The organism is Brevibacillus laterosporus DSM 25, assembly GCF_002706795.1.
Classification (GTDB): domain Bacteria; phylum Bacillota; class Bacilli; order Brevibacillales; family Brevibacillaceae; genus Brevibacillus_B; species Brevibacillus_B laterosporus.
Map to the genome: position 1 here is coordinate 873,060 of NZ_CP017705.1, position 18,944 is coordinate 892,003.

General features: G+C 38.3%; 13 protein-coding genes. 1 reads left to right on the forward strand and 12 read right to left on the reverse strand.

Annotated elements, in window-relative coordinates:
- Positions 1-20: 20 nt before the first annotated feature.
- From BrL25_RS04200 to BrL25_RS04210, 4 genes are all read right to left on the reverse strand, one after another.
- Complete coding sequence (locus tag BrL25_RS04200; RefSeq protein WP_026315179.1) at positions 21-1,661, reverse strand: AraC family transcriptional regulator; 1,641 nt, start codon at positions 1,659-1,661, stop codon at positions 21-23.
- 397 nt (positions 1,662-2,058) lie between these two features.
- Complete coding sequence (locus BrL25_RS04205; protein ID WP_018671890.1) at positions 2,059-2,529, reverse strand: hypothetical protein; 471 nt, start codon at positions 2,527-2,529, stop codon at positions 2,059-2,061.
- Positions 2,530-3,783: 1,254 nt separating this feature from the next.
- Positions 3,784-4,086: a hypothetical protein gene (locus BrL25_RS25485; protein WP_018671895.1), complete on the reverse strand. Its 303-nt coding sequence runs from the start codon at positions 4,084-4,086 to the stop codon at positions 3,784-3,786.
- Positions 4,087-4,163: 77 nt separating this feature from the next.
- Complete coding sequence (locus BrL25_RS04210) at positions 4,164-5,027, reverse strand: helix-turn-helix domain-containing protein (protein WP_018671896.1); 864 nt, start codon at positions 5,025-5,027, stop codon at positions 4,164-4,166.
- A gap of 458 nt (positions 5,028-5,485) precedes the next feature.
- Between BrL25_RS04210 and BrL25_RS04215 the strand changes: the two genes are divergently transcribed.
- Positions 5,486-6,163, forward strand: a complete 678-nt coding sequence (locus tag BrL25_RS04215; protein WP_018671898.1) for a hypothetical protein — start codon at positions 5,486-5,488, stop codon at positions 6,161-6,163.
- A 614-nt stretch (positions 6,164-6,777) separates the two neighbouring features.
- Here the strand turns inward: BrL25_RS04215 and BrL25_RS04225 are convergent.
- From BrL25_RS04225 to BrL25_RS04260, 8 genes are all read right to left on the reverse strand, one after another.
- On the reverse strand, positions 6,778-7,074 hold the full coding sequence (locus tag BrL25_RS04225; protein WP_018671900.1) for a hypothetical protein: 297 nt from the start codon (positions 7,072-7,074) through the stop codon (positions 6,778-6,780).
- Between the two features lie 11 nt (positions 7,075-7,085).
- Positions 7,086-8,723 (reverse strand): hypothetical protein, encoded by a 1,638-nt coding sequence (locus tag BrL25_RS04230; protein WP_026315180.1) that lies wholly within the window; start codon positions 8,721-8,723, stop codon positions 7,086-7,088.
- 69 nt (positions 8,724-8,792) lie between these two features.
- Positions 8,793-12,344, reverse strand: a complete 3,552-nt coding sequence (locus tag BrL25_RS04235; RefSeq protein WP_018671902.1) for a DUF4132 domain-containing protein — start codon at positions 12,342-12,344, stop codon at positions 8,793-8,795.
- 33 nt (positions 12,345-12,377) lie between these two features.
- Complete coding sequence (locus BrL25_RS04240) at positions 12,378-13,520, reverse strand: VWA domain-containing protein (protein WP_018671903.1); 1,143 nt, start codon at positions 13,518-13,520, stop codon at positions 12,378-12,380.
- Complete coding sequence (locus BrL25_RS04245) at positions 13,505-15,886, reverse strand: DUF5682 family protein (protein ID WP_018671904.1); 2,382 nt, start codon at positions 15,884-15,886, stop codon at positions 13,505-13,507. The genes BrL25_RS04240 and BrL25_RS04245 overlap by 16 nt, the downstream gene beginning before the upstream one ends.
- Complete coding sequence (locus BrL25_RS04250) at positions 15,847-16,947, reverse strand: ATP-binding protein (protein WP_026315181.1); 1,101 nt, start codon at positions 16,945-16,947, stop codon at positions 15,847-15,849. The genes BrL25_RS04245 and BrL25_RS04250 overlap by 40 nt, the downstream gene beginning before the upstream one ends.
- Before the next feature lie 347 nt (positions 16,948-17,294).
- On the reverse strand, positions 17,295-17,591 hold the full coding sequence (locus tag BrL25_RS04255; protein ID WP_018671906.1) for a hypothetical protein: 297 nt from the start codon (positions 17,589-17,591) through the stop codon (positions 17,295-17,297).
- A 205-nt stretch (positions 17,592-17,796) separates the two neighbouring features.
- Entirely contained in the window at positions 17,797-18,939 is a 1,143-nt protein-coding gene (locus BrL25_RS04260; protein ID WP_018671907.1) for an FAD-dependent monooxygenase, read from the reverse strand.
- Positions 18,940-18,944: the final 5 nt, after the last annotated feature.

Below are 18,944 nucleotides of genomic sequence, written 5' to 3' on the forward strand. Positions count from 1 at the left end.
ATAGACAATATCCAGAACTTTTATGGACGATTTACAGCTATTAATTGAGTGATATGATCAAGCATTCGAAGATGCGCATGTGGGGAGTATTCCAGCCACGGATCAGAAGTAAGCATATGGATTTTGTTCTGCTGAACTGCCGAAATGGTTTGCCACTGTGGTTTATTCTGAATTTTTTCCCAGCTGGCCAACGTTTCACTTTCTTGACGAATCATCATGAAAAGTCGATCAGCATTCAACGCTTTAAGCCCCTCTATGGAAATGGGCTTATGATTATTTACTAGTTTGCTAACACATGTCGGTCTAAATTGCAATTCATCGTACAGCATACCTGCTATCCCCCGGTTACTGTGTACAAACATATTTTGCTGTAACAATCGTACAACAACAACCGTTTCCTCCTCAATCCCAGGTTGTAATTGCTCTCTTACTGTTTGAAGCTTTCGATCATATTCATCAAGCCATTTCTCCGTTTGCCAAGACTCCCCAAAAAAATCGGCCAGAAGGCGAAACTGCTGACGCCATTCCATCTGGGAGACAGAGAGATAGAAGACAGGAGCTATCTTCTCCAAAGCCTGCTTTTCTGTCTCGTGAAGGTCATCGTTTGCAATAATAACGTCTGCGGGTATCTGTGTAAGCAGCTCTATATTTGCCTGCCAGTTCTGATTTTGACGATATGCGCTAATATGGACAGGGATATCATTGCGATATTCCCGATAATAATACTCCGTCCACTTGGGGTGAAGTGGGGCGGCATACGGCATAATATTTAACGGTAATAAATAACCTATATGCGAAGGACTGTAAGCAACCAGCTTTCGACGGCGACTTTTCATATAAACATTTGGTGAAACGCCTATCTCCTTCTTAAATTTACGACTGAAATAGAATTCATCTGCGTAGCCCACCTGATGAGCGATATCGCGCAGTCTAGCATCTGATTGTGCCATGAGTCGCTTAGCTTGCTGTAAACGTAGCTCTGCAACATACTCCATAGCGCTTATCCCATATTTTTTTTTGAACAAATCTACAAAATATTTCGGACTGATTTCGGCCACCTGCGCTAATTGATCGATCGTTAAAGAATCCGTATAGTGTTCTTCCATGTATTGCTTTACATATTCGAGTGCCGAATATGCGTTTTCTGGCTTCGTTCGACAATTCTTATTGATATAGAACAGGATTTCCTGAAAATCAATCTGGCAACGAAAACTCCCTGTACTAGTCCTACCTTGCCAACGACGATACAATTCATCACACATGGATGGCAATTTATCAGGAGGGTAAACCGATATTTTCCCTTTATAAGGAAATAATTGCTCATCCTTGCTTACCGCCATATAGCTTACATGATTGATCTCATGCCTAAATACATCGAAATAAAGCACATATAGCTCCATTTCCTCACTCAATGCAATTGTTCCAAAGGTTTGCCCTGGCATACATACGTACACCGAATTTCTGTCCAGTTCACATTGCTGATGATCCAGTACAAGCTGTACCTCTCCACTGGTCATGACAATAAGCGCATAGGAAAAGACCAGTTGCTGCTTCAATTGGCAAAGAGCCCCACCCTTCACAACCTCAATGGATCGAAGCCTGAAGGATAACTCATCAAGCATACATCTATCAGTGCTACTCCTGCATGTTGTGTCGTCCATACTAATGTACACCACCAATATCAATCATTTACCTACAGCTTTCCATGCATATCATTGATCGTTTTCAAAAAGGCAGGTTTTATATTTCGATAACATTCACTTTACCAAACTAAGCTTTGATTTTCTATTTGTATAAACTATTTCATTGGCTTACCACCCACCAAAGTGAAATAGGATTGTGGAAACAGTAGGTTGAAAAGAATGCTTCACCCCTACAATCGATCTCGTTTACCCCCAATGATAAATTTGAGGATCTGCAATTTTTAAAAAAGGTATTAGAAAATAAACGGATAAATCAAATAAATAAGCTCTACAATTCAAGGGGATTCCCCAAGGTAGTTACCTAGGAATCCCCTTCACAATGTCTGAAGAAAAAACTGAACTTCTTTATACACTTTTAATCAATATCAAAAATCGTAATGCTAGCAAAATCAATCCGGAGTAATGTGTCAGCAGGTATAGGATTTGGGGAGGACAATACTACCTGAATCTTATCCCCCTTATGAAAGAATTGAGGTAACAGAGAGGAATTCACATAAGTAGTATCGAGATTGATATGAAAGCTTGTTTGAGACGGGATAATCGTTTCCCCATTTTGAAGTAACTCAAATTTTACAAGCAGGTTAGGATTTGCCGGGGGAGGTGAAGCAACATTAGAGACCTGTATACTAAATTGCGTTAGAAATATTGTGCTTTTGATAATAGTAATTGAGTCAGTGGTTGGATCAAAGATAATGCCGAATGAATTTGAGGCGCTATTCAAATTGATGACTGCAGGCACTATGTTAGTAGGACTAATGAATTGTGGAAGAAAATCATTCGTAACATAAGTAATTTTTTCATCTGACTTACATATGTGTCTAGACACAACATTTACACCTCCTATCAATCTCTCTATATTGAATGATAAACGGAAATGAATTGTGTTAGGCGAATACCCATTTTTTTAAAATGGTTATGAATTTTTATGTCAACAAAAAAGCTACTGATATTCAAAGAAGCCTTACCTCTTTTGAACAAGAGTATGTAAAAAATCAAGGAAATATGCAAAATATCCAGAATTTGGAGCGAAATATTTTATCAAAAACATAGTACATGGGTAACAACTTTAGACAACATCGGTAACTTACAGCAGACGAACGATTTTTTATAGAAGGTAAGGGCGAAATGCAGTATATTGTAGAACACAGAGAATAGATGACACTACAGGAAGACGTTTGAGATGAAAGTTACTTTGTCAAAGATTGAGCTTCCAACTGCCTCGGGTTGGGGTACTGTGCAAATTAATAATTTAAAAAATGGCTATGTTAAATTTTAATGTTGATTTTCGAGCAAAAGAAAACCGCCTCGTGGTATGGCGGCGATTGAACTATCTTACTTCTGGTTAGTTCAGTATTTTATGAGGCTCTCTGTTTCGTGAATCAGATCACGCAACAGACTTAAAGACTTTTCCAAATTACCCCGATCATCATCATCTGTCACTAAGCTCAGTATAGTATTTACTTTATTAACGTATTCTAACCTTTGTTCCAAAGTCTCTTTAGTCATTTGCCTTATCCCTCTTTAAGAGATGCATTGGTTGGTATACTAGTAATTTATCAGAATGTATTACCCTCCCATTCCGTGACCGTATTGAACGACCAAATTACCAAACATCCCTAAGACTAACGCCACCGACAGTAATTTCCCTTTCATTTCTTTCATCCTCCTTCAAAATAACATCCTGAAAGCTATACTTATTTTTATCTAATCAGTTTTCCAAATTCCATTTTTTGATTAAAATGTTCTTTGTATTTTTCAACGAAATGTATTTTTTTAATGTAATCCAAGACAAGACAGTAAACAACAGATAACTGCTATATGGTGGTCTATTTTTGTAATCGTTATAAAACTTCTTTTTCAAAGACTCTTCACCTCTTACATCGCCACCAGTAAAAACGCCCGAATTTAGGATTCGGACGTTTGGCTTACACTAAATGTTGGGATTACCAATCAGGTTCAGCAGTATTTACATGTATATACCCAACCCCATTTTCTTTTGGTAAGACACTAGGTGAAACGAATAAAACAAAAACCATAGCTAGAAGAAGTTTTTTCATGGAGCTTCTCCTCATTTCCTTTTTTATACATTATTACAAATTTTTGAGTATAATTCCATATACTCAAATGACAAGTTTGTTTCGTTCTGACAATGGTACTTCAACAAAATGCACGTACATTCTACAATCTGTTTAGAAGCTCCTAACTGTCGATAAAGAGAAATGCTTTGCATTAGACTTTTGGAACCTTCCTCAATTTTGTTAATGGCAAGTAAACATGTTCCCTTTCGCTTATAATATCTGGCTGCAAGTTGTATTCGATAAGGATGATCAATCGTTTTTGAAGATAAGAATTGATCTTCTTGTTCAATTAAGTTTTCAATCATTGTGTTATTTCCTGATTCTAAATAAACCTCTAATAAATCGCTAACAATTGAAATATGTACGTCCTGTTCTGCTTCTTTTAAACATTAAGGGTAACTGCTTTCTCATACTGCTGATTCTTTCCAAACAAAAGCGCTTGGAGATGCTTCTTTCTATAGTCTATATATTGGCTTTTTTCGTATTGCTGTAAATAAGAATATGCAAGATCCAGATCACCCAATCGAATATATGAATTAATCATAGAAATGAGAGCTGAAGCTTTTTCTCTACTATCAGCTTGATCTTCGAAAACACCTTTATCACATAGGGTAATACATTCTTTGAAATATCCAAGAATATAAGCATGTACTCCCAAGCGATAATATAGCAAAATTCTCTCTGTAGGGTGTAAAAAATTAGTGTAATGAAGAATTTCCTTTGCTCTATGGTACGTTTCTTCAAAACGTGAAAAATCATCTCTTTCGATTTGATAACGATTAAACAAAGTCTTACTAAGATAATAAGGAATTCCTCTTTGACGGGAGTAGTCAATTATTACATCGTATATTACTAGTTTGATATCTTTGTTTTCTACTTGCCTCAAAAATTGGAGTAGATAATCCATAGAAAGAAATGAATCCATTCTAGGAGATTCTAGTAGCTTTTGGGCTATTTTTATAATAAGCTCCTTATCGTTAATGGAGATAGCGTCTGCAAGGAGTACTTGTAACGTAGTTGGACGTTGCGTAAGCACTATGAAAGCGTGAATAAATTCGCCAAGAGGTATGTCTAAGGCATTCATAATCTTTTTACAACTGTTAACGCTAGGATGTTTTGTTTCTCCATTTAAAACACGATAAAGTACACTTTTACTGATGCCTGTATTTTCTGATAACTCACTGATCGAAATATTCTTCCTGATCCGATATTGTTCGAAAAGATTTCCGATTTCTAAAGCCCCCATTATTTCATTCCCTCCTAAAAATATTGAATACAATCCATATTTTACATATAATAGGTAATTATGTAAATTAACTTTTGTATAATTTATTCGCTTTGTCCCTGTTTTTTTAAAAGTTCTACTTTTCGTGGACTGAGGAAAAAAATGGGAATCATGATATAGTTGTGTCAATAAACGAGATTGGGGGGATTTTATCGATTACTTAATCCATTGAGGTAACACTAGGAGGTCTTTACATGTCGCTAGTATGGGGTGACTCTCATCGAGAAAGTGAGAATGCAAGAATCAGAAAACAAAAGCTAACACCAATGGTTTGCCCGCCGTCTTGAACTGAAGAATAAAGCCAAATCCTGAAACAAAACAGACCTATAAGGAAATCGACAGAACCAGCAAGACAAATCATTTGTAAGTTTTTGCTAATTGGTATATTTAAGGAAAATTCTAAAATTAGGGGGTTCTCTATGAAGAAGTTACGTCGATCATTTATTGTCCTTTGTAGCTTAGCTATGTTTTCCTCAGTAACACCTGCTTTTGCATACGATTTAAGCCATTCTAGTAGTAACGTACAATCCCAAGAACTATCTGAAAAACAAACAATAACGGAAGAATTCATTAACAATGTATCACCATATGTTAATCTTGACGCAAAAACTAAACAATTCTCTCTTTCAGAGAAAGCAAAAAAAGATTTAGATAAAGATACTTATAACAAAGCATTAGAGATAATCAATAAGAGCAATGCTCAAATTAGCGATATTAAGGACGAACTAGTAATTTCTTCAAAGGGTACATTAATAGATAAAGCAACTGAATCAAAAATGTCGGCTATTGATCATGATGAATATTGGGATTATGACTTTACTTGGTGGGGACTCCAAATTTATTGGTCCCATGACTTTGTGGAGGATTTAAAAGATAAAATAGGACTAAAAACTTCAGTAACTGTAGGTACCTTCATAGGAACTGTCCAATATCTCATGGAGAAACATGGGAAGAGACCGCCTAGCTGGTTTTCAGCTTTTACTACCGCAGCGGCTGCTCTTACTTTATGGTCATTCTTAGAACAAGATGAGGGTTGCGGAATTTATCTAGACTGCTACCTTTATGTTCCAACGCGTTGGTATTCGGCATGTGATTAAAAATAGAAGGTTGAATCAAAAAGTGCACTTCATTATAAATGAAATGCACTTTTTGATCGTAGTTATAGTAGTATAAACGAAAAACGAGAGGAGACCATAGAAAGTGAATAATTTTCAAGAATACGTAAAAAAGAGACTTATATGGACAGTTATAACATCTGTAGTTCTGGCCACTGTCCCTTATTGGATTGGTACACAAAACATTTCCTTAACAATTATTTGGGAATGGCTGATTTTGTTTTCTATAGTCACTATCTTCGATATTTTATCTATTTCTTCTCGACAAAACATAAAAAAGTAATGTTTCTCCTACAAAAAGTCCCAATAATAAGCATTATATTGTTACAAAAAGTCTATCCCTCGTGGACAAATGGGTGATTTGAGCAGGTATTTAGACAAATATTATCGCGAGTCTCTACACAATGAAGATACTCCCTTGGGTTATAGCGAAACAGAAGGCTACAGAACTGATAGTGGCTCTAGCAAGATTTATGCAAATCAGTAGAGTAACAACCAGAGTATCTTCCAAATGAGGTCCAAACGTATTCAGAGCCTGTTATTTCAACTACTTTTTAACAGGCTCTGATTTTTTAGAGAGAAAAGGAACAAAAAAACTATTCTACAATAGAAGAGGTTTTTTTCCTAATAAACTCCATATACTGACAAACATAAAAATAGCTTTGTGTTACATCTATAATATCTTCCCTACTATTTCGTACATAAGCCCTCCCCTGCGCCTCAATTCTCTCTAGCAACTGAACCAAAAATTTCATGTCCATTTGTTGTGCAGCTATGATAAATTGTTTTACCTCCTGCATGTCTTGCTCATTTATTTTTGCTAGTCCCTTTAACAAAAGTCGTTCGCTCCAGGGATTTATTTGATCAACCAGCTGCTCCAGTGCATTCATCATGCATCACGCCCCTAAAAATCCAGCTTCAGATTGGTCACTGCCCCTTCTTTTAAAAAGCTGATTGGATAGATATTGTCTTCATAAACGTGAACAAATATATAAAAGTCGCGGAGCTCCAAAAACTTCTCATCCTTCTCTAAAAAAGGAATCGTCTCTTCCCATTCCTTGTTATAGGGAATCGTCATGACTAGCTCATGGCCCTTCTGATCAATGATGGTAAAGGTAAAATTCTGCGTTCCTTGATCATAAGTCGAGCTGTTTACCTTTCTTACTTGTACTATGGCCAGTTGCTCCCGTCTACCTTGGAATAAAGCTACGTGCTGATCTTTATCATGCCTCTCATTCCAATTTTGGACAAGGAAATCCCCGAAATCCACATTTTCAATTGCTTCTCTTGGCTTCATTTCTAACAACGTCTCCTCACTTGAGGAAATGCGTTGCTCCTGATTTACTTTGCATGTTCGTAGCTCCAGCTGAGATCGTGATAATTCATTCATCGTCAATTCTCTTCCCCAAGGAGATCTCTGTTCATACTGTTCTTTAAAGCGAAACTCGATTCCCTCATAGTAAACAGGTCTTGAATCTGTATAGCTATATATCTTTTTATCATCTATGCAGTAAAAGTAATAGGTAATTCCTTTATAGGAGGATCGGGTCGTCCACGGATTAGCTCCAAGCGCATATAGACGCAATCTAGGAACCGTGTAGTATCTACTTTTAAAGCGCCCTATTACTTGTCTTAGTTGCTCCTGACTTTGTTCTTTTTCTAAGGCAACCGTACTCAAATAGGTACTTGTTAGCTTTTCGAGAAATGCTTCTTTAGAAAAACGGATGTGACGCTGAAAAAACAATGTTAATTGCCCATGGATATTACGAATATCCTTTTCCAATTGAGGTAAATTCCCATTATGTGCTGCAATTGCTACTACTTCTAATCTTGCGCAAATCGTTTCAGGTAGTTTAGCGAGGCCCAGACTAATGATGTCTGTTATGATCTGTTTGCTATCATGAACCACGTCCAACGAATAATCGATTTGTTTCTGTGTTTGATACCACGAATCGTCGATCGCCTGATGCATTGCTCGATACCTAAGAATAGCTTCTAATCGATGAATACAGCGCTCTTTTTGCTTACAGCTACAAATGCTTTTCCGTATATCCGCCTCTTCCGTAAAAGAAACCTCCACGTCCTGCCAGCTCATTTTAACCGTAAGAAAAGAACCCTCTCCTATCTCTAGCTGCTCTGCATAGGAAAGCCGAAACAGAACTTCTTCCACCTGTGCCTCTGTAAACTGGAGATAAATTTCACCCAAGGGCTGTGTTAGTAGACACGAAAAATCGGCAGGCTTCGCTTCTATCTCCGGCTGATAATTTTGCCTATAGGATAAGATAGCGATTATGATATGTTTACAGATTTTATCTGAGGGACAGTTGCAAGCATGACTATCCATATCAGCTTTTACATGACATATGATCTCATCCTCTAGCTTACAGATCACATGATCAGATTCAAACGTGAATGTTACTTGTAAGCCTTTTTCCATATCCTTCACGGCACGATTATATAAGCCTTTGTTGGCATGTTTGATCAGATATTCTTCTGTACAAAGCGCTATAAATTGCTCAAATTGAATTGAAAAATCCGTCATACGCACCTCTTCATTGAAAAATAGCTTCAGCACTGAGGTGAGATTTCTCCCACCTCAGCAGGTATCTTATTATTTTCCTGTAGCTCGCATGATATCGTAAATTGTTTCACTAAATAAACGAGGTGAAATATTGGAAATTGGTAAGGGCTGACTCTTTTCATAGTAATAATATCGATCGTGCTTATTGGAATAAAAAGCCAGGCTCTCTAAGGAGATGTCTTCCATGCCTTCATAATAGGAGATACTAGTACCACTGAATTTTAACTCAACAATCATATCTCCATACTCTTTATAAAATTCATAGAAGAAGCCTGCATCCTGTGCCATTCCTTTATACCATCCATACTTTTCCAGGTTTTTTGGAAAAGCAGTTGGTGAATATTCCTCTTCCGGTAGATCGGAAACTCTATTATTTTTCAGGTGTTCTTCTGTTGGAAAGTAAAGCTGACGATCCAATTGAGGAAACGGCTGCTTCATTTCATAATCCTCCAACTGTGTTTTCCAGGCTTGCAGGTCTTCTTTATTGAGTTCGATCGGATGCACCAATCCAATAAGCGCTTCTTCCTTGCATTCAAACTCTTCTTCATCAACTGTATTGAAGGTACCATCATCCATATAACGGAAGGTATCTTTTAGTTTGCCCTCCTCATACACACCCCAGATTAGGCCAATCGCAAACTTCTGCATCATCACATTTTCTACAAAGAGATTCTTCCAAGCTGCTGTACTCCACAGCCTTTGTTTAGAAAGCGATTCTTCAAGTCGTAAGGATTGGATAGTAACAAGATTTTTTACATCCTTCTTCAACTGGGCGAACTCCAATTTGGCTTGCTCAGCTAAAGTGGCATCATCCTTTTGGGCAGGTGCAGGTAAATTTTTCACTACCTTTCCCGTTTCATCATTCGTTACATGTAATTGGCGGTCATTATTTACTTTTACGGTAAACGTTCTCTGACCGTAGCTAAAAATACGCTTTCCCCTATGATCAAAGCCCAGTGTCGTAACTAACCGATCCTCTAGTTCTTCAGGCGTTATTTTTAAGTTCTGTGCTGCCATGGCTAGGGCTTCGGTTGCCGCTGCCTTCACTTGTCTATTTTTCACAGTCCGTTTCATTTGATCAATAGTCACAAAAGCTGCTAGCTCTTGCATAAAGGAAAGGGCTTTAACTGCATTAGATGCAAGTGCACCTCGTCCTGCTTCAGCCCACTCCTTGATCTGTCGGCTTAACTCATCTATGATTCTTCGATCTCCAAGAGAGGTGCATACAAACAAGATCCATTTTTCCTTAGCAGGCGCCTGATTAGCCAGCCACATCGTATATAATTCCATCGCGAAATCAGCTAATGAACCTGAATCAGCATAGTCTTTCACCTTCAAGACAAGAGGGTTGGGTGCCGTCATAAAATCAACAGATTGCGTTAAGATGTATTCTTTTACTTCTGCATCCAGTTCCCCTCCTTCTTTATCTAGGAGTGCGGGCAGTTGTTCAATCATCAGCCATTTCAACCGTGCTAGCTTTCTTTTGTCTACTACGTTTCCAAATGTTGCAAGTGTTTTATCTGGACTCTGTGTAGCAGCATCGATCAAATTTTGAAGTAACGTTTTGAACTTACTACTCGTCTCATTTGATAATAGCTCCTGATAAATGCTTTGATAGTTTTCCATCCCACGTAAGGCGTCCAATGCCAACTCTTTTAGCTTAGCTTTCTTTTCAGTCTGATAGATTCGAATATAAAGGTCTTTATTTTTTATATTCATAAACTCTGCTTGCGCTATACTGCTTGCTTTTTTGGAGGTATCTTGTAATCCCAACTGAATGGCTTGATAGTAGTACTCTTGATTTAGCTCATTCTTTTTCGCAAAAATATTTTCTAAAATGGACATTCTTGCTTCTGCACCTAATTGACTATACAACTGTAGACTTTTTTCGATATTACCTAACACAATTTTTTGATAGGAATCCTCTGACAGTTCACTGTAGTAATCAACTGATCCTTTATAATTAAGAATATGAAGTAAAAAACGGTCGATATTCACTTGCGGATCATCTGCATACGTGGCGATCCATTTCTCCGGGTCAAATGCAGACGAGGAGAACAGCATATGAATAAGGGACATATTTTCTTGTTGGGTCCCATAATGGCTCAAAAAGGCGACAAATCGCTGAATGATGGTATTCTCAACCTGTAGAAACGTGAACAAAAATAATTGATCCTTTATATCATAGGAATTAAATTTGTTAGCAGATGAAGCTGATTGAGTACATTCGTCCAATATTTCTTGCAGGGACAGCTTACCGGTAAGGTATCGATAGAGCTTATGAGTTCTGTTATTTTCCTTTAAAGAAGCAAGTACAACATCTTCTATCGTTATATCCTGATCAGACATATCAACCCCGTGATCCTGGAGCGTCTTGAACATGTAGCCCTTCATTAACCAATCCGAAACAAGCACCATTGCTCTTTTCGATCTCTCGGTATTCACAAGTATTCTCTCTTCCACTGACTGCCACTCAACGCGATAGCCGCGCATTTCCCTAATTGCGTAGGTAATTAAATCATACGGCTCTGTAATAGGCATGATTCCTTCCAACATTTGGTTCAAATCTACTTCTAGCTCTCGATGTTCGTAAGTTAAGGAATGGATTAAATCAAGCGGGATAATTTCATAGAGCAAGCTCATTGCACGTAATAGCTCCCGATCTAGTTCAGCCTGTTGTTCTAAGAAATTCGCTTTACTGCCTCTTACATTTACTCTGTAGAGAAGAGCTGATGGAACCAAAGTAGCATATAAATGAAACTCAGAGCGGCTGAGTGTTTTCTCGGTTTGTGACTCAGGAGTCTGTTTAAACTGATTTTGGATAGCCTCTATCTTCTGCTTGCGGATTTGTTTATCCAAATAAATTGCAGATGTACAATCTCTTTTTGCCAAGGTAACAGAAGCTAGTGTTTCAATTGCGGTCGAAATCTCTTGCTGTAATCCCTCTACATTATCAGTAAGCAGGTAATACATAAATGGAGGAATCTGATCCTTAATCTGTTCAAGGTAACCGCTATCAACAAGAGATAGGTAGTTGAGAGTTAGTAGCAATGGAACAGCAGAATCTGTGACGGAATATGAGTTCTTTAAACTCGATACATAATTTTTAATGAGAGTGTCGACATAAAAGGAAATAGCGGCATCTCCTATGTATTTCTTCGTATCACACAGTTGGCGAATGGCGATTTGTTTTTGTTCCTCTACATCTTTTATTACTTGCGACAGCTTGATTGTTTTCACGAAATGACCAATACAAATCTGAAGTACGTTACTTCTATGGTTTTCATTTGAGCTCGTTTTAAAAAGGACAGCTGCCGCTCTAAAGAAGGTTTCGTCTGTCCCTTTTTTCCCCATCTTTTCTAGCTGAGACATACAATCATAGGCATACACCTTTGGATGAACAAGAATACTGGGAAAGATGTCTGACTCTCCAGAAACATAAGCAATAATCTGATTATATTGATTGGAGTCAATGGAATAGTTTTGAGGATTTTGTCTGGAGTAGTGTCCAGAGTAGTCTTTAACAAATTTATCAGCAAATTGAGAGATTAACGGATTGCTTGCCATTTTTTTTAAAACCATTGGAAATCCTCCTTAATATGCGCTTTATCTAGGTTATGAAGTGATAATCTTACCAATCCAACGCGCTAGCTCATCTGGCGTAATAGCTGCAACATGCGCTCCCATATCTGCCAAGGTACGTGCTGCGTGCTGGTTATATACCCCGTTTCCTTCAAAATCCAAAGCAGTCAGAACTAGGAACCTACATCCCGTATCAATAATCTCTTTACTTGTACGATACATCTCCGAAATGGGGTAGCCTTCCTCCAAATCGCTCACTAAGATAAATATTGTTTTGTTGGGATTTTCGAGCAAAGTCTTCCCGTATTTCAAAGCCTTTGCAATATGTGTCCCTCCTCCTAATTGAACACTCATCAATAGATCGACAGGGTCTTCTAGTTGATCGGTCAAATCTACTACCTTTGTATCAAAGATAATGAGATGAGTTTTGAGAGAAGAAAGCTGATGAAAAATGCTTGCCATGACAGAGCTGTATATCACCGAATCCAGCATGCTTCCGCTCTCATCTACGGCTATAATAATGTTCCATTTATTTTGTTGCTGGGTATTGCTGTGAAAATATAATTCATCTATAAACAAGCGTTTTCTTTGTTTATCATAATTCTTCAGATTTTTCCTGATTGTTCTTTTATAATCCAAGTTTTTTATTGACTTTATATATCCTCTGCGATGGTAATTACGCTTACCCACAACACTCGTTTTAATTTGAAATTCAAGCGTTCTTTTCAGCTCCTCTACCACCCTGCGCACCATTTCCTTGGCGCTTTTGACCACTTCGCCTTTCATATATCCTTTAAATTGAAGAATATTTTTTAGTAATGTCATGTTAGGCTCAAGCTTTTCGAGTACTTTTTTGTCCGTGAGTAGCTCTGTCATGTTATATTTTTCAATCGCTTGTTTTTCAAGAGTCTCTACCGTTTTCTTAGGAAAAATTTTGCGGATTTTACGTATCCACGTAGGGACGGTTAGTTGCGAGTCACCCCGTCCACCCTTTGCTCGATAACCTTGTTCTTCCTTGTATTCTCTATTGTAGAGATAGCCCAAGATGTCATCTATTTCAGAGTAGGTAAAATCAGCCTCTTTATAGCCATCGATACTGGTTAACGCTTCCTTCGAATTCTCGCCCAATAATAACCTCCAGCGATTGAGATTCTCTTTGTTTAGATGAGGTTCCATTTTGCAAACTCCTTCTCAATAGCCTGATCCATCTTCCTTACCTGCTGCAGTAGTCGTTCTTCAATAACAGGATTTTGTAAATCCTCCGCGGTAGTTTGGAATATAGAAGCTACTTTCTCTGAAATAAGCATGATTTCCATAGGCGTAAAATAAGTAAAGGCTAGACGTAGCTCCGGTACGATCTGCAAAAATTCCTCATAAGACAGCTTGCCAATAAGCTTGTTCAAATCCTCCAATAACTGTTTATCGTGTAGGAACACATCACGGGCTATTGTAAATATTCCTTGTAAATACGCAGCAGTATGTAACATGTTTTCAGGCGTACCAAACATATATGACCTTGCTTTTAACGCTATTTCCTCACGATCCAATACGTCCAGATTACATAAAATAGCAATGATAACGCCTTCAAAACGAGGCAAAATATCACTGACGGTAAGTAAACTAACTAGTTGATCTTTAAAAATATCAACAGATAGACCCCAGCTCTCCTTGGAGGAAAGCATATAGAGAAATTTCAGGTATTCAACGATGTCATTTATTTCTTCTGGACTAGGCTTTGTTATTTCATAGATTTTTGTTACTGCATGGTAATAGGTTTCCTCTATAAGCTTTTGCAATCGATCCGTTTCTTTCAGAGCAAACAAACGTTTTTGTTCAGAAAGAACTGTAAGTGTTTGAAGAGTTTGACAGAGGGAAACAAAGCTTCCATCTTTCTTTACAAAATCCTCCACCAGATCAAAAAGCTTGTCGCTCAATTCCTCTAGCCCCATTAGCATTGACTTCAAAAGCCACTTAGCCGCCGCTCTACTATGATGATCAGGAAGCTCCTTCATACACTCCTCAATTTTATGAATCGCCGCTTCTTTAACGCTTCCTCCATAAATTGAGTTTTCGATAAGCCTCGCTTCTACATAGGAGGAGTAGCTATAATCCCAGCTTTCTCTCACTACATGAATATGCTGATTGCCCACCCAATCAGGTCCCGTAATTTTTTGACAGAACTCTGGTACTAAAAACTGTAGACAGTGAAAAAAGTAACTAATCTCTCGATGTAGCGGTTTAGCATACAGGTCTACTATTTTCTTACTTTTACTGGTCGTATGTAGATGTAACTTATATTTTTTACCTCTTTCTTTAAAATCGCGTACAATCGGCACATCTAGATCATTTTTGGCAATTTTACCAATTTTATTGCCCATCATTAACTCTTGTAATGTTTCTAACGGTTGTGATGTGGCAAGTGACCGCTCTCCTTTTGTAAATGCTGAGGTAACAGCATCAAGTAATTCATAGGCCCCGCCCTCTGATTTGGAACGAAAGGTAGCAAGCCCCTGAACTAAATGATAGGCTTCAATAGCGTCTGAAACCGACGCCGTTTCTCCTTTTTCTCGCAAGCTCTTTGTTAATTGGGCTAAGAAGAGAACCGCATTCTTGTTATAAGGATGGGCTTGCTTCTTCTGAATTGCCCGCCAGACAGTGTCATAGTAATTAACAAAGGGCATTCCACTTGCATATCCATTCAAATGATCCGCCTCGCGGAAGGTGTACACCATTGGGTAGACTTTTTCATTTTTTACCTGTTTTATTTTAACGTTTGAGACTCTATCTTCTAGTAATCCATAGGTATGGAATCCTCCTGTAACGACGAGGATTCGATCAAATTTTTTTTGTGCTTCAAAAATTTTTTTCTTCATGTGTGCTTCACGGATCAGATGCCCCTCTGCCTCTAGCATCCCTTCCTCGTAACACATTCTGGAGAAATAGCAGTATGTATATACTTCTTTCACAAAATCTTCGGTAGATTTCTTGATCCCTTCCACTTCAAAGACCTTTTCCCAAAGTTCATCGAAATGCCGACAGTTCATCTTTTGACAAAGTTGTTTAATAAAAATTGAACTGGTAAGCAAGGTTTCATCATGATAGGAGATTTTTTTGGACTCTTGTTTATCGTAAGGCCCGTGTCTCATACTCTCCTGACGACTCCCGTAGCTTATATCAATGAATTGAGCAGGAATCCCCCTTCGCTTCGCTTCCTTTAAAGCCACATACTCAGGTGAATAATCTAGCAAGGGGAAATAGCAGGTATAGTTATGCTCTTTTTTACTATATGCATAATAGATACTGACGGGTGGCGTGGTATCCTCATGAGTCAGTATTTCTATAATATGATTGCTATTATCTGGCCCTTCCAACAGAATGATTTCGGGCTTATACGCCGCAATTGTTTTTTGGAGGTGAAAAGAACAAGCAGGGCTGTGGTGACGAATTGGGAAATAGACAACCTGACTGGCAAGATTATATATTTTATTCTCACATAGCTCGGTTATCTGATCCATTTCTTCTGATTGTAATAATCTCCCCATAAGTCCTCTTCCTTTGCCCTTTGTTTCACTACTTTTGAAAAATAGGTTTGCAGAACATGAATATCCTTATGATTTTCCTTGGCTACAGCACCCAGCATATTTTGAACCAATCGTTCCAAGGTAATGGGCTTATTGTCATAAAAATAAGAGGTCATAGCACTCTGTACATAGACAGAAACCGCTTCAGCAGTACTCATGACAGCTTGTGGACTATCAATTTTATAGCCTTCTCTCGTCTCCCCTGTCCGCAATTCTAAAAACGTAGTAGCTAGGACTTCGATAATAGAAGAGTCAACAGCAATATCAACCCCACTTTGTTGCAACATGTTCCTAGCTTGGGATTCAATGATCTGAGCCTCCATTTTTACATGATTGATAGGAAATATTGTTTCAAAATTAAATCTCCGCTTTAAGGCGCTGCTCATTTCATTTACACCTTTATCCCGAATGTTTGCCGTCGCAATGATATTAAAACCTGGTTTTGCAAATAAAATACCATCCTCAATTTCGGGAATATTCATCACCTTGTCGCTTAAAATGCTAATTAATACATCTTGGACTTCGAAGGGGCATCGTGTAATCTCTTCAAAGCGTGTAATGATACCTTTCTTCATCCCGGTATATAAAGGAGAAGGGACTAAAGCATCAAGACTAGGACCTTTATCCAGTAACATGGCATAATTCCAGGAGTACTTAATCATGTCCTCCGTCGTTCCAGCAGTACCTTGAATCGTATTGGTACTTGTCCCAGATATCGCCGCTGATAATAGTTCGCTTAGCATCGTCTTTGCCGTCCCTGGCTCACCTACTAGCATAAGCCCTCGATTTCCAGCCAATGAGACAATAGCTCTTTCAATCAGCACATCATCACCATAGAATTTCTTTGTGATGGTGATTTTTTCTTCCTCTAGCTTTAGCGGAGCCTCTGTCCCCAGGATAAAATCTCTGACAGACTTTGGAGACAATAGCCAATTCGGTGGCTTAGACCCTTTGTCATTTGCTACTAGGGCTTTTAACTCGGTTTCATATAACGTTTCCATTGGGGGCTTCATGGTCATCATCGGCTCCATAGCACGTCCTTTCTTCTAGCATTCTGTTCCTGATTGGAAAGGTATTCCTTTTGTTAAGCAAGAACTATACATGGTATAACAAAATATGATTTACTACCACAAGGGTAGAAAGTCACAATGTAGGAACTAGGAGCATGAACAGCAAAATTATTGGGTAAAAAAGGGTAGTGTCAGATGAAAAGTTGACATATCTTCCTGTTTTTATATTTTTTTATGTACCACACTAGAGTGACTTGCCACGGATTCTGTGGCTCTTTATGCTAAAACAACATAAAAAGACGCTGGAGGGCGCCTTTTCATAAACGAACGATATATAGAAAAGAACTTTGTCTTTTAGTTTATTCATCAACCTTTTTATAAGTAACGAGCCAACTATCACCCTCTTCTTCGACTTTCTCCAGAACATATTTTGTAATGGCATAACAACCTCCACCCATTTTTTCGGACGGAATGCTTTCAATTGTAGGATAATCTTCTTTTGATAGTAACCCTTGTAAATATTCATTTGCGGGAGCAATAGAGTACTTACTGTGATCTATTGAGATAGGTGCAGCACTAACTACAGACCCTACTGACAGAACAGCAAAACTCAACATTCCAACAGCCATAACTCTTTTCATTTGGTTTTTAAACACAATTGTTTCCTCCCAAAGTAAATATATTTGTATTACTTGTATATAATTTACCATTAAATCAATAAAAATGGATAAACTTGGAATAAAATAAAATAATAATTATATGAATATTTCTAATGTAATGATAGCCAAAAAGAAAAAATGATAGAAAACAAGCCTCTCTCTATTTATGTAACCAGAGAAAGGCTTATAGTGATCATGTAGCCTAAAATTCTACATTGAATAGATCCTTCATTTGCTTATTTTGAAGAGAGGAAGGGGTAAGTCTCATGACACTATTTCGCAAACCGCAATGAAATGGATTCTCTAATTGAGCAATTTTACCTACTTGGAGAGATATCTGAGAGATTGCTCGTGTCCTTTTTATTCGTCTCATCTCAAATGCTTGATAAGCTAACTCGACAGACGAATGCTGTATGAAACAACGTGCAAGCTCTAGAGCATCCTCTATTGCCTGGCATGCCCCTTGTCCAAGGTTCGGCGTTATTGCATGTCCAGCATCACCGAGGAGTAGCGTACGTCCGGACACAAATTGTTCAGGTGTCTCTAAATCAAATATATCGTTATGAATCATCTTATCGTCAGGGGTTTTTGACAAGACCTGCGCAACTGGAGAATGATAACCCTCGAAGATTTGGCTTATGTCCTTAATCCGGTACTCTACATACCGCCTATCTCCAGATGGTCCATTCACCAAAGCATACCAATAGGTCCGTTCATTTGCTAATGGTATGACACCAAAACGTCCCTGTGCAGCCCAAGTTTCAGTAAATTGCGAATTTTCACCCGAACCCGGCCAGCATGGAGCAATACCACGCCAGCATGTATAGCCCGAATATCGTAACTTAATGGAAGGAAACAGCTTCTTCCTTACAGCCGAATGAATACCGTCGGCCGCTAGTAAATAATCTCCTGAGGCTTCACTCTGATCTACAAAGGTAACAGTTACACCCTCATTATCTTGCCTACAATCTGAGCAAGCCTTTCCAAAAATGACAGTGCCTGGTCGAAGTGCGGAGAGTAGTATCTGATGCAATTCTGCCCGATGAATGGATACCGTGGTATATTGCTGCGTACTCGTAGATATCTCAGATAATACAGCACCTTGTTTGTTTAGAATAGCAATACCTCTCGGACTTACATAGCCTTGATTCTGCACCGCTTTGTCTAATCCTACGCGTGCCAGAGCTTTCAAAGCATTAGGAGCAATCATAATCCCAGCTCCAGCAGGACGAATTTCTGGAAAACGCTCATACACTTTTACATCAAGCCCCAATTGCTGTAACGCAATAGCAGCTGTCAGACCTGCAATTCCTCCACCTATAATCAGAAAGGATTTATTTTTCATACCTT